At 71.3% G+C, this 11960-nt stretch carries 11 protein-coding genes and 1 pseudogene; 3 read left to right on the top strand and 9 right to left on the bottom strand.

Annotated elements, in window-relative coordinates; all coding sequences use genetic code 11:
- Positions 1–2 precede the first annotated feature (2 nt).
- Genes RFN52_RS00655 through RFN52_RS00670 form a run of 4 tightly spaced genes read right to left on the bottom strand, consistent with a single transcriptional unit; the run spans position 3 to position 3506 of the window.
- Entirely contained in the window at positions 3–1067 is a 1065-nt protein-coding gene (locus tag RFN52_RS00655; RefSeq protein WP_184854601.1) for an NAD(P)H-dependent flavin oxidoreductase, read from the bottom strand.
- Positions 1064–1837, bottom strand: a complete 774-nt coding sequence (locus tag RFN52_RS00660) for a CoA-transferase subunit beta (RefSeq protein WP_184854600.1) — start codon at positions 1835–1837, stop codon at positions 1064–1066. The genes RFN52_RS00655 and RFN52_RS00660 overlap by 4 nt, the downstream gene beginning before the upstream one ends.
- Complete coding sequence (locus RFN52_RS00665) at positions 1834–2700, bottom strand: CoA transferase subunit A (RefSeq protein WP_345615457.1); 867 nt, start codon at positions 2698–2700, stop codon at positions 1834–1836. The genes RFN52_RS00660 and RFN52_RS00665 overlap by 4 nt, the downstream gene beginning before the upstream one ends.
- Positions 2697–3506: an enoyl-CoA hydratase family protein gene (locus RFN52_RS00670; RefSeq protein WP_184854599.1), complete on the bottom strand. Its 810-nt coding sequence runs from the start codon at positions 3504–3506 to the stop codon at positions 2697–2699. The genes RFN52_RS00665 and RFN52_RS00670 overlap by 4 nt, the downstream gene beginning before the upstream one ends.
- A 79-nt stretch (positions 3507–3585) precedes the next feature.
- Between RFN52_RS00670 and RFN52_RS00675 the strand changes: the two genes are divergently transcribed.
- Positions 3586–4362 carry an SDR family oxidoreductase gene (locus RFN52_RS00675; protein WP_184854598.1) on the top strand — a complete coding sequence of 259 codons (777 nt, stop codon included), beginning with the start codon at positions 3586–3588 and terminating at the stop codon, positions 4360–4362.
- Between the two features lie 37 nt (positions 4363–4399).
- On the top strand, positions 4400–5308 hold the full coding sequence (locus RFN52_RS00680; protein ID WP_184854597.1) for an SDR family oxidoreductase: 909 nt from the start codon (positions 4400–4402) through the stop codon (positions 5306–5308).
- Between the two features lie 211 nt (positions 5309–5519).
- On the opposite strand, the gene tpg is transcribed toward RFN52_RS00680, so the two are convergent.
- The 3 genes from tpg to RFN52_RS00695 all read right to left on the bottom strand — a co-directional run bounded on the left by tpg (position 5520) and on the right by RFN52_RS00695 (position 8897).
- Positions 5520–6077 (bottom strand): telomere-protecting terminal protein Tpg, encoded by a 558-nt coding sequence (gene tpg, locus RFN52_RS00685; RefSeq protein WP_184854596.1) that lies wholly within the window; start codon positions 6075–6077, stop codon positions 5520–5522.
- 28 nt (positions 6078–6105) lie between these two features.
- On the bottom strand, positions 6106–8214 hold the full coding sequence (gene tap, locus RFN52_RS00690) for a telomere-associated protein Tap (RefSeq protein WP_184854595.1): 2109 nt from the start codon (positions 8212–8214) through the stop codon (positions 6106–6108).
- A gap of 107 nt (positions 8215–8321) precedes the next feature.
- Positions 8322–8897 (bottom strand): hypothetical protein, encoded by a 576-nt coding sequence (locus RFN52_RS00695; RefSeq protein WP_184854594.1) that lies wholly within the window; start codon positions 8895–8897, stop codon positions 8322–8324.
- A gap of 309 nt (positions 8898–9206) precedes the next feature.
- Between RFN52_RS00695 and RFN52_RS00700 the strand changes: the two genes are divergently transcribed.
- On the top strand, positions 9207–10715 hold the full coding sequence (locus RFN52_RS00700) for a cryptochrome/photolyase family protein (RefSeq protein ID WP_184854593.1): 1509 nt from the start codon (positions 9207–9209) through the stop codon (positions 10713–10715).
- Between the two features lie 13 nt (positions 10716–10728).
- Here the strand turns inward: RFN52_RS00700 and RFN52_RS00705 are convergent, their stop codons facing one another.
- Together RFN52_RS00705 and RFN52_RS00710 are read right to left on the bottom strand one after the other, a co-directional pair.
- Positions 10729–10941: an alpha/beta fold hydrolase gene (locus tag RFN52_RS00705; protein ID WP_184854592.1), complete on the bottom strand. Its 213-nt coding sequence runs from the start codon at positions 10939–10941 to the stop codon at positions 10729–10731.
- Between the two features lie 193 nt (positions 10942–11134).
- A pseudogene (locus tag RFN52_RS00710) lies at positions 11135–11934 on the bottom strand (IS5 family transposase); the annotation flags it as partial.
- Between the last annotated feature and the right edge of the window lie 26 nt (positions 11935–11960).

Raw genomic sequence — 11960 nt, forward strand, 5'->3', positions numbered from 1 at the left:
CCTCACACGACGGTAGGGAGCCCGCCGAGCGTGGCGTGTGCCTCGGCCATGATCCTGTCGACGAGCTCGGCGCAGGACGGCAGGTCGTCGATGATCCCCCCGACCTGGCCGCAGGCCATCACGCCCAGGTCGGTGCGGCCGTCGACCATCGCGGCCTTGAGCAGCATCGGAGTGTTGGCGGCCAGCAGAACCTGACTCCAGGTCAGTTCCTTGCCGCGCTTCATGGCCAGGCCGTCGCGCACCAGGCCGGTCCAGCTCGTGCCCGACTCCCGTCTGAAGGCGGAGGCGTGCCGCAGGGCGCGCAGCAGGGAGGCCGCGCGGCCGGAGCGCTCCAGCGCGTCCACCAGGTCGGTACGCAGCATGCGGTGGGGCAGGCCGTCGACCTTGGTGGTGACGGTGACGTCCTGGACGCCCGCCGCGAGGTAGCGGGCCTTGACCGCGTCGGGGACGGTGCTGTCGGAGGTGAGCAGGAAGCGGGTCCCCATGGCCACTCCGGCGGCGCCGTAGGCCAGGGCCGCCACCAGTCCGCGTCCGTCGCGGAAACCGCCGGCGGCGATCACCGGGATGTCCACCGCGTCCACGACCTGCGGCAGCAGCACCGTGGTGGCGACGCCGCCGGTGTGGCCGCCGCCCTCGCCGCCCTGCACGAGTACGGCGTCGGCGCCCCAGGCCGCGACCTTCTCGGCGTGCCGCCGAGCGCCCACCGAGGGGATGACGATCACGCCCGCGTCCTTCAGCCGGGCGATCAGCTCCGGTCGCGGCGCGAGCGCGAACGAGGCCACCTTCACGCCCTCGTCGAGGATGATCCGCACCCTCTCCCCCGCGTCCGAGGCGTCGGCCCGGAGGTTGACTCCGAAGGGCGCGTCGGTGCGGGAGCTGACCTCGCGCACGGCCGAGCGGAGCTGCTCCGGGGTCATGGTGGCGGACGCGAGGATGCCAAGTGCTCCGGCGTTGGCCGCGGCGGAGACGAGACGGGGTCCGGCCACCCACCCCATGCCGGTCTGGACGATGGGGGTGCGCACTCCGACGAGTTCGGTGATGGCCGTGGCGATCGCGGTGCCGCTCATGCGGGCACCTCGCGGTCGCGGGTGTCCTTCGGGTCGATGACCTCACGGATGAGGCGCAGCTCCTCGGCGGTGGGCTCACGGGTGCAGGGCACCTCGTCCGGGACGGTGAGGGCGAAACCGGTGGCCTCCAGGATCTGCTCGACGGTGACCCCCGGGTGCCGCGAGCGCAGCCGCATCGAGTGGTCAGGGGTGGCGAAGTCGAAGACGCCCAGGTTGCTGACCACCTCCGGGACGTGGTGGAAGCGGGTGGCCGAGGGGCCGGCCTCGGCCGCACGGTCGTACCCGACTCCGCACACCATGTCGACCTGCTCCACGAAGACGCGCGGGGAGTGCTTGGGCACCCAGTAACTGGTCGGATTGTTGAGGGTGTTGACGGGGGCTCCCCGGACGCCCAGCAGCTGTCGGGCGGGGCGCGCCCAGTCGCCGATGCAGGAGATGTTCTGATTGCCGTGGCGGTCGATCTGACTGGCCCCCATCATCACGTGCCGCCGTCCCGTGGCCACGAGGGCCAGGTGCTGTCGGTAGGGCAGCCAGCCCTCCACCACCTGGGCCCGGGCACCGAGCGCCGGGACGTCGCCGATCAGCAGGGCCTCGCCGTCGGTGAGCAGCAGGCCGGGCGCGAACGTCAGCTTCGCCAGCCGGGCGCCGACGGCGGGGACGGTGCCCATGGGGCTGGCCAGGACCTCCCCGGCGTGGCGCCAGGCCTCCGCGCAGGCCACCACACAGTACTCGGCGCGCGTCACGCCGGTCGTCGTCGCACCGCTGCTCATGACTGCCTCTCCTCGTGGAAGGCCTTGACGGCGGCCTGGTACGCCTCTTCGTCGCCGGACAGGAACCGCTCGGTGAACCTCCGCCAGGCCTCCGGGTCGCGGGCGGCCCGGGCGTAGGCCTGCTGGAACGCCTCGTCGCGGTCATGGTCCGGGACACATGAGGTGAAATGCGAGCCGTTCGGGGTCTGGACGACGCCGTTCACGAAGGCCCGTTTGACCAGCAGCGTCTGCGGGCCCGCCTCCTTGAGCAGGTCGGCGGTGTCCACGATCCGCTCGCAGGAGACGTAGGAGGCGGCAGCGGCCTGGCAGAAGAGGTCGTCGAAGTACGGGTCGGGGCCGAGGTACTGCGCGTTGCCCTGCGGGTCCGCCCGGTTGAGGTGGACGAGCGCGGCGTCCAGGCGCAGTGCGGGGACCGCGACGAGTTCCTCGGCGTCCTCGTAGGGCGAGGTGACGGTGCGCAGGTGGGGGTTGACCTTCATCACGTCGGAGCCGAGGCCGGCCCGGACCGGCAGGAAGGGCAGCCGCTGCGCGGCGGCGGTCAGGCCCCACATGAACATCGCCTCGTCCAGTTCGACCAGGTCGAAGGCCCCGCGCTGCCGGGCAGCGGTGAAGTGCGGTTCCAGGGGGACGGAGTCCAGGGTGGCGAACGGGGCCACGAGGGTGCGGATCCGTCCCGCGGCGGCGAGCAGGCCGACGTCGGGACCGCCGTAGGACACCACGGTCAGGTCGGTGATGTCGGAGCGCAGCAGTGCGCGCACCAGGGCCATCGGCTTGCGGCGCGATCCCCAGCCGCCGATGCCCAGCGTCATGCCGGTACGGAGCCGGGCGGCCACGTGCTCGGCGGTCATCGTCTTGTCGCTCAACGCGATCCCCCCTTGGACGGGTCGGGCGGCTCCGACGGCTCGGACAACTGGGACGGCTTGGATGACCGGGACGACACGAACGCCTCGCGGTACCGGTCCGACACGCCGCTGAGGTTGGCCTCGAACGTGAAGCCCTGCTCGAAGCGGTAGCTGCGGCGGACGTCCACCGGGTCGATGCCGTTGATCGACGCCTTCGCGAGGCGGATGAGCAGGCCGTCCTTGGCGGCGATCTCCCTGGCCAGCTCCATCGCCGCGGCGTGCAGCCGCTCGCGCGGGACAACCCGCCAGACCGAGCCGTGGCGGTGCAGTTCGTAGGCCGTCACGGTGCGCGAGGTGTAGTAGAGCGTCCGCATCAGGTGCTGCGGGACCAGCCGGGCCAGGTGGGTGGCCGCGCCGAGCGCACCCCGGTCCAGCTCCGGCAGCCCGAAGGTCGCGTCGTCGCTCGCCACGATCGAGTCGGCGTTGCCGACCAGGCCGATACCGCCGCCCACGCAGAAGCCCTGCACCGCGGCGACCACGGGGACCTCGCAGTCGTAGACCGCCGCGAACGCCTCGTAGCAGCCGCGGTTGGTGCCGACGAGCGCCGTGTACCCCTCGGTGCGCTGCATCTCCTTGATGTCGGCGCCGGCGTTGAACCCGCGCCCCGTCGCGGTGAGGACCACGCAGCGCACACCCGGATCGGACCCGGCCCCGCGCACCGCGGCGGCCAGGTCGTACCAGCCCTGTACGGGAAGGGCGTTGACCGGTGGGACGTCCACGGTGACGACGGCGATGCCCTCTTCGGGGCTTGTGGTGGAGACACCCATGAGCGCATCAGCTACCTTTCCACCAAACGTTTGTTAGGCATGAAGGTAGCAGCGGAGTACGCCTCGCGGGAGGTCCCCCATGGCAACGATCACCGACCTGAGCGGACGCGTCGCGGTGGTCACCGGCGGAACGAGGGGCGTGGGCGCGGGCATCACCCGGGCCCTGCTGGAGGCCGGAGCGGAGGTGGTGACCTGCGCCCGGCGCCCTGCGGACCGGCCCGTCGAAGCGGCTGGGCGCACCGCCCGGTTCCTCCCGGTCGACGTGCGTGACGCGGACACCGTCGGCGCCTTCTTCACGGACGTGAGGGGCGAGTACGGCAGGCTGGACGTCCTGGTCAACAACGCGGGGGGTACGCCGTACCGGATGCTCAAGGAGGGCGGGGCGCAACGGCACGCACGGGTCGTCGAGTTGAACCTGCTCGCTCCCCTGACCGCCTCCCTCGCCGCCTACGAGCAGATGCGTGCCCAGCCCGGCGGCGGGTCGATCGTCATGATCGGCAGTGTCAGCGGCAGCCGTCCGTCTCCGGGCTCGGCCGCTTACGGCGCGGCCAAGGCGGGACTGGAACAGCTGGCCCGCAGCATGGCCGTGGAATGGGCCCCGCTGGTCAGGGTCAACACCCTGGTCCTCGGCATGGTGCGCACCGAGCTGTCGCATCTGCACTACGGCGACGAGGACGGCGTCGCGGCCGTCGGCCGCACCGTGCCGCTCGGCCGGCTCGCCGACCCGGACGAGGTGGGCGACGCCTGTGTCTTCCTCGCCTCCGATCGCGCGGCGTACATCAGCGGTGCGAGTCTGCTCGTCCATGGCGGTGGTGAACGCCCCGCCTTCCTCGACGCTGCAACCGCCGGCAACTGACCTCGTTTTCCAGACTTCCAGCGGAAGGACCCCGAGCATGTCCGGACTGTGCAGCGAACGTGTCGCGATCGTCACGGGGGCGGGGCGCGGACTGGGCCGGGCGCACGCCCTCGCCCTCGCCGCCGAGGGTGCCAGGGTCGTCGTGAACGACCTCGGTGTCGGGCTCGACGGGACCGGTTCCGGGAGGGGGCCCGCCCAACTCGTCGTCGACGAGATCGTTGCCCGCGGTGGACAGGCGGTCGTCCACGGCGGGGACATCGCCACGACGGAGGGCGCGGCCTCGTTGATCCGCACCGCCGTCGAGACCTACGGGCGCTTCGACACCCTGGTCAACAACGCCGGCTTCCTGCGCGACCGCATGCTGGTGAACCTCGGCGAGGACGACTGGGACGCCGTCGTGCGCGTCCATCTCAAGGGGCACTTCCTTCCGCTGAAGTACGCGGCGGCCCACTGGCGCGCGGAGGCCAAGGCGGGGCGTGTTCCGGTGGCCCGGGTCGTCAACACCAGTAGTGGAGCGGGGTTGTCGGGGAGTGTCGGCCAGGGCAACTACTCCGCGGCCAAGGCCGGGATCATCGGGCTGACCCTGGTCGCCGCCGCCGAGATGGGCCGTTACGGCGTCCTGGTCAACGCCATCGCCCCGACGGCGCGTACCCGGATGACCGAGGCGACGTTCGCCGAGACCATGGCGGCCCCCGGCACCGGCTTCGACGCCATGGCCCCGGAGAATGTGTCCCCGCTCGTCGTGTGGCTCGGCTCCGCGGCCTCCGCCGGTGTGACGGGGCGGGTCTTCGAGGCGGAGGGCGGTCGTATCACGGTCATGGAGGGGTGGCGCCCGGGTCCCACGGCGGACAAGGGTGCCCGGTGGTCCCCGGCCGAGGCCGGGGAGGCCGCGCTGGGGCTCCTCGCTGAGGCGACGGTGCCGGAGCCGGTGTACGGAGTGCAGTGAGGTCTTGGTGGGTGGCTGACGGGGGCCAGGTGAAGCATCAGCACCTCGCCGTGCGGGCACCCACTGTCGTCACCACGGCCTACGCACTCCAGCTCCCCGGTATCCCCCATGGATCGAACCGTGCGCCGCGCCACGCACGATCGGCAGGGTGCCCGCCGGGGCGCACAGGAGCTCGAAGCCAGCACACCACCTCAACCGCCCCAGCCTGTGTTCAGTAGTCGAGGTCGATGTAGTCGATGTCGTTGATGGCGACGTCCGAGAGGTCCGTTGCCCGGGCTCCGCCGTCCTGGAAGTACGTGGTCCTGAATCCGTCGGCGATGATCTGGCGCAGTTGCTGGTCCGTCGCGCCTGCTTCGCGGGCGTCGAACAGCTGCTGGGCGTAAGCCGGGGGGAGGTGCACGGTGAGGCGGCGGAAGCGGCCGTCGTCGGTTGTGCCGACCGGTGCCGTGTAGCCGAAGCGGGCCCTGGTCTCGACCGTGATACCGCGCCTGGTAGCGGCCTCCTTGTGCCGGCGTCTGCGGACCTGTGGCTGCCATCGTGACCGGACAGCGGCGTCGATCCGCTGTTGGATGTCCTTCGGCGGGCGTTTGCGCTCGCCCGTGCGGTAGCGCTCCACCGACCGCTGGCTCACCCCGAGCTCCGCTGCGACGGCCCGTGTCGTCTTCAGCTGCCTCATCAGGAAGTTGATCTGGCCCTTGAGCGTCCTGGGTGGCAGGCGAGTGAAGGACTCCTGGTCGGCGCGCTCGATGGCGTCGTCGATTTCTCCCACGGCGTCAGTTCCCTTCCCGGGTCACACGCTACTCGCCTTCGTCCAGGACGGCGTCGCCGCCCTTGACGTGGCGGGAGGGGTTGAGGCCCTTCTCCATCAGGTCGACCGCCCAGAGCATCTCCTGGACGCCTTCCAGTTTCGCCATGCCCGGGCTGGGGCCGAGGCGGAAGCCACCGGGCTGGGGCTTGCCGGAGGCGGCGTAGGGGAGGAAGGCCAACGGTGAGGGGCCGGGGCTCGGGTAGACGACGCAGTCGGACAGCACCGCGAGCGGGTACAGGCCCGTCATCCGGGACATGTTCAGCAGTTTGCGGTGCATGTTGACCCGTGCCTTGGAGATGACCGCGGCGCGGATGTCGGGACGCCAGGTCGGGCGCTCCAGGGCCGGCCAGCGCTCCCCCTCCTTGTAATGCCGCCCCTGGGGGCGCTCACGCAACTTGCCGATGCCGCCCTTGACGGTGGCCTTGATCGCCGCGAGGACGGCGGTCAGGGCCGGGTCGGCCTCCTTGTGCCGCTCCATCGCCGCGAGGAAGGCGCTGTCGTCCAGGTCCCGGGTGACCCCGAGGTCGGCGAGGGTGTCGAGGTAGGCGGCCTTGAGCCGGTCGTGCCACGGATCCAGGTACGCGCCGGTCTCCCGCCGCAGGTACGCCTCCAGCGGCTGCACGTTGTAGCCGAGCTCCTGGGCATAGGCGACGGTGTGCGTCTGGTACCAGGCCGGGCCGACCGGCCGCTCGCCGGTCGGCGTGAACGGGCTGGGCAGGCGCGGGTCCAGCTCCACGTGCGAGAGGTCCACCAGCCACGAGCCGGGGATCTTCGGGTTGAACTGGGGCACCCGGAAGTGGTCCGGTGCCGACAGCCCGACCGTGAGCCGGGCGGCGGCCGCGAGGAACGCCGTGTTCAGGTCCAGGCCGACCGCATAGGGCAGGTGGCACTCCTCGTCGGTCAGCAGGTCGACGTCGCGGACCCACTGGTACGCCTCCTCGTTCAGGAAGCCGCCCTTCCAGCCGGAGTTGGCGACCACGGGGTGCTCCGGCGTGGCCTCCGGCGGCGCCGGGTCCATCGGCTCCGTGCCCAGGCTGCCGGGGTTGGGGCCGGGGATCCAGTTCCCGGTCGCTTCGTCGCGTACCGCGCGGGTGGGCGGGCGCAGCGCCGTCATCAGCTCCAGCCCCGAGACGGCCGTGGAGCCGCGCGGGGTGATGACGCGCTGGGCGTAGACACCGAGGACGCGGGCGATGTCGGCCGGCTCCATGTCCGCGAGGCCGGGCCAGGACCGCTCGTCGAGTGCGTCCCAGGACAGGAGTGCCAGCTGCACGCACTGCCGCTGGGTGCCGTGCGCCTTGCGGTAGATGCGCGCCCACGGGCCGAACCCGCGCTGGGTGAGCTGCCACTTCGCCTTCGTCACCTGCTTGACGACGGGGTGGTCGTCGGGCAGGCGCAGGGAGCGGCGTTGCTCATGGCCTTCCAGGCGTTCGGGAAGCCCGAGCCTTACGGCGGCAGCGGCGGTGAGGACGATCAACGGGTCGGAGTCCTTGCCGTTGCGGTGCAGGCGCGGTGCGCCGAGGCCGGACTCGCGCAGAGTCCACTCGACCAACTCCGGCACCGACGCGGCGGGGCAGTCGAGGACGATGCCGTCGACGCCGTACGCGGAGCCGTCCCCGTCCAGTACGGCCAGCGGACCGTGCGGGAACCGTGAGTCGGCGGCGGGCTGCGGGGTCTTCGGAGCCGGGCGCCGCGGCGCTGTCACCGTACGCCGGGGGGCACTGCGCTCCGGGGTGACGGGTGCTCTGCCGGGAGTGACGCTCTCCGGCCCCTTCTCCTCGAAAGCGGGTGGGCTCCCGAGCGAATTCCGCGACCCGGGCTGGGGCGAGGGGCCCGGAACCGGGGCGCTGTGTGCGGGGTACTTCTCGGCCCAGCCGCGGAGCAGACGCTGGTAGGCCTCCAGGCGTGGCGACTTCGGCTCCGAGCGGCCGTTCTCGTAGTTTTTCACCGTCTGCGTCGTGGTCTTCAGCGCCTGGGCGAGGCGGGCCTGGGTGATGCCGGCAGCCTCTCGCAGCCGTGCCCGCTCCGCCGGGTGCGGGAGCTGCGGCTCCTCTTCCAGCAGAGCGTCCACGTTGGCGAACAGCTCTTCCTCGGATGCCATGTCGGTCCTCCTCCACGCGGAGCCTACCAACCTTTACCCCGCCGCTTAACCTGCCCTTTAACCCAGGTCACGGCGTGTCTCGGCTCTGGAAGGCCCCAGGGTGGGCGCTAGCAGGGCCTGACGAACCAGACCGGGGTCCAGTCATAGCTCGCGACGCTGAAGGGGGCGCCGAGGGTGGTGTGGATGACGTTGCGGTTCTGGTTCTTGAACACCGCCCGGGTGCCGGGGGTCTGGTTGTTGTAGTAGGAGCCGTCGCCGGTCCAGTCCCGCAGGGCGTAGTCCTGGCAGTGGTACAGCGCGAGTCGGTCGCCCATGCCGAGTGTCTGACGGAACATGCAGAAGTACGTGTAGTCGCACTCCCATTGTGCCGCGGCCCGGCTTGCGGTCGGTGTGCTCAGGTCACGCACGTATCGCTCGCCGGGAACGGTGACCGTCAGCTTGGCTCCGTCGGCCAGGGCGATCTCGTTCGCCGAGACCTGTCGTCCGTCCTGGCGGGCGAGGTAGCGGTCCACCTTGGCCTGAAGGGCGTCGGCGTCGTCCCGGCTGAGGCCGGCAGCGCGGGCCTGCTTGTCGAAGGCCGCCGGGGTTCGTGCCGTGTCCGCGGATGCCGGTCCCGTCAACGCGACGGCCGACAGGGCCAGGGCTGCCGTCGCGAGGGATGCGTACCGCTTAAGAATGGACATGCCTTTCCTTTCCTGAGGAGGCGAGAGGAACACGGACCTTGTCCGGGCCCGGGCGACGGCCAGGGCAACGAACAGGTCAGCTGGGGCACACACCGGTGGTGGAGCGCACGGTGATGCACTGCGACATTCCCGGGAACGTACCCACCCTGATCGCAGCTGTCTTCCTGACACCTGTCAGGACATTGAAGGCACCAGGCGACAACGGCTGAGCAGCACCCGTACGAGGGACGCTGTCCGGTCCGCCGCATCCGGTACCGCTCCGGTGGGCGAACCCTCCGCATGCCCCGCCCCTGACGGAAGGCTCCCTGCATGTCCACCCCGCACTGGCTCTTCGGCGACCAGCTCGGCCCGCATTTCCTCACCCCCGTCCGTGAGCAGGGACCCGACCGCGGTGCTCCCGTGGTGATGGTCGAAGCGAAGTCGGTCTTCCGGCGCAGACGATTCCACCGCGCCAAGGCCCATCTGGTGCTCTCGGCGATGCGGCACCGCGCGGCGGAGCTGGGTGAGCGGGTGACGTACGTGCGGGCGGAGACCTACCGCGAGGGTCTGCGTCGCGCGGTGGGCGGCGCGCCGGTGACCGTGTGCCACCCCACCTCGTACGCGGCGCTGCGGCTGGTGCGTTCCCTGCCGGGGGTGCGGGTGCTGCCCGCTCGCGGCTTCCTGGTCTCGCACGAGGAATTCGCAGGCTGGGCCGAGGGGCTCGGTGGGCGGCGGCTGCTCCAGGAGAACTTCTACCGCTGGGTGCGCGAACGGCACGACCTGCTGATGGACGGCGGCCACCCGGCCGGAGGCCGCTTCAACCACGACCACGCTAATCGCGAGCCTCCGCCGCGCGGCGCCACCGCACTGGGGGTGCCGGGGCCGTACCGGCCGCGGGAGGACGACATCGACGCCGAGGTGCGCGAGGATCTCGACCGGTGGGAGCGCGAGGACGGGGTGCGGTTCGTCGGCCGGGACGGCCCCCGCCTCTTCCCCGCCACCCGGCGTGAGGCCTTGTCGGCGCTGCGCCGCTTCGTGGCGCACCGGTTGCCGTCCTTCGGGCCGTACGAGGACGCGATGCTGGCCGGCGACCCGGTGATGGCCCACAGTCTGCTGTCGTCCTCGATGAACCTGGGGCTGCTGCACCCAGCCGAGTGCGTGGAACACGCGGAGCACGCATGGCGGGAAGGCACCGTCCCCGTCAACAGCGCCGAAGGATTCGTCCGGCAGGTCGCGGGCTGGCGGGAGTACGTCTGGCAGCTGTACTGGCATTTCGGCGAGGACTACCGGCACGGCAACGCACTCGGGCACACACGAGAGCTGCCGGCCTACTTCAGCGAACTCGACGCGGAGGCGGTCACCGCCCGCTGCCTGGCCACAGTGCTCGCCCAGGTCCGTGACACCGGATGGACGCACCACATCCCCCGCCTGATGCTGCTGGGCAGCCATGCCCTGCAGCGCGGCTGGGACCCGGCCGCCGTCACCGACTGGTTCCACCGCTGCTTCGTCGACGGCTACGACTGGGTGATGGTGCCGAACGTGGTGGGCATGTCCCAGTACGCGGACGGGGGGCGGATGACCACCAAGCCGTACACCTCCGGGGGCGCCTACATCCACCGCATGAGCGACCTGTGCGACGGCTGCGCCTTCAGGCCCACCGACCGCACCGGCCCGCGGGCGTGCCCCTACACCGCCGGGTACTGGACCTTCCTCCACCGGCACAGGCACCGGTTGTCCGGCAACGCCCGAATGCGGCGCGCTGTGCAGGGCCTGGACCGGCTCGGCGACCTCGACGAAGTGCTGCGCCAGGAGCGGCACCGAGGCGACGCTGCGCCCTGACAGGTGATGCGTGTCAGCGCAGATGTGACAGCAGCAGCTCGGTGAGACGTTCGGGGGTATGGAGTGGCAGGTAGTGGTCGGCGTCCGGGATCGTCTCGCCCCGGGCGCCGGGGACGCCGGTGACGAGTCGTTCGGCGATCACCGCGATTCCCGGGTGGTCGTGGTCGCCGTGGATGACCAGCGTCGGAGCGACGATGCCTCCGAGGCGCCGGGGTGCGCCCAACACCTCTGCCGGGCCCCGTCGTTCGCTTCAGAGCGGCCGTGAGGTACGGCGCCTCTCGACCGCCCTGGCCCCGCGCCCCCGCGACGCCGGGACGATCCAGCCGGGAGGCACCTAGGGACCTTCGTTTGGATCACCGGGCGGACCAGAGGAAGATGCCAGCGACGTGGAGTCCGGCCAGGTAGATGGTCGCGGTCTAGCGGGTCGCGATGCCCCGCCACTGCATCAGGCGGTCGATGTTCGCTCGACGGTGTTGCGCTGCTTGTACGTCTCCCGGTCGAGGGCTGGTGGCCTGCCGCCCCGGCTGCCCCGTCGCTGCCGGTGGCCACGCTGGTCGGCCGGGACCGGGATCACCGCCCGGATGCCGCGCTTGCGCAGGTGGTCGCGGATCGCGCGGGACGAGTAGGCCTTGTCCGCCAGAACCACGTTCGGTCTGGTGCGCGGACGTCCACGGCGCGCGGGGTACGCGCAGGCGGGCCATGACGTCGGTGAAGGCGGGTGCATCACCGGTCTGTCCGGCGGTGAGCACGAACGCCAGGGGCCGGCATCGGCCGTCAGCAGCGGCGTGGATCTTCGTGGTCAGTCCGCCGCGGGACCGGCCGATGGCATGGTCGGCCGGTTCGCCGGCCGGGGCCCCTGTTTGCGGGCTCCGGCCGCGTGCTGGTGAGCGCGCACGATCGTGGAGTCCACCGACACGGCCCACGCCAGGTCCTCGTCGGCATCAGCCTGGGCCATCAGCGTGGTGAAGACGCGCTCCCAGGTGCCGTCGACGGCCCACATCCGCAGCCGGTTGTAGACGCCACGCCGGTTGCCGTACTTCTCCGGCAGGTGGACCCACTGCGTTCCGGTCTGGAACTTGAACGCGATGGCGTCGATCACCTCCCGGTGATCCCGTCAGCGACCACCCCGCTGCGGCGCCCGGTCCGGGAGTAACGGCTCGATCCGCGCCCACTGCACATCAGTTAACGGCACACCCGGACCAACGACCGACTGATCCAAACGAAACTGCCTAGTAGTGCTTCTTT

This window comes from Streptomyces collinus (assembly GCF_031348265.1).
Taxonomy (GTDB): Bacteria; Actinomycetota; Actinomycetes; order Streptomycetales; family Streptomycetaceae; genus Streptomyces; species Streptomyces collinus.

Bases quoted from the DNA above. Each gene is read 5' to 3' on its own strand.
- RFN52_RS00670 (WP_184854599.1), bottom strand. From the start codon at position 3,506: ATGGGTGTCTCCACCACAAGCCCCGAAGAGGGCATCGCCGTCGTCACC.
- RFN52_RS00695 (WP_184854594.1), bottom strand. From the start codon at position 8,897: ATGTCCATTCTTAAGCGGTACGCATCCCTCGCGACGGCAGCCCTGGCC.
- tap (WP_184854595.1), bottom strand. From the start codon at position 8,214: ATGGCATCCGAGGAAGAGCTGTTCGCCAACGTGGACGCTCTGCTGGAA.
- RFN52_RS00655 (WP_184854601.1), bottom strand. From the start codon at position 1,067: ATGAGCGGCACCGCGATCGCCACGGCCATCACCGAACTCGTCGGAGTG.
- RFN52_RS00700 (WP_184854593.1), top strand. From the start codon at position 9,207: ATGTCCACCCCGCACTGGCTCTTCGGCGACCAGCTCGGCCCGCATTTC.
- RFN52_RS00660 (WP_184854600.1), bottom strand. From the start codon at position 1,837: ATGAGCAGCGGTGCGACGACGACCGGCGTGACGCGCGCCGAGTACTGT.
- RFN52_RS00675 (WP_184854598.1), top strand. From the start codon at position 3,586: ATGGCAACGATCACCGACCTGAGCGGACGCGTCGCGGTGGTCACCGGC.
- RFN52_RS00680 (WP_184854597.1), top strand. From the start codon at position 4,400: ATGTCCGGACTGTGCAGCGAACGTGTCGCGATCGTCACGGGGGCGGGG.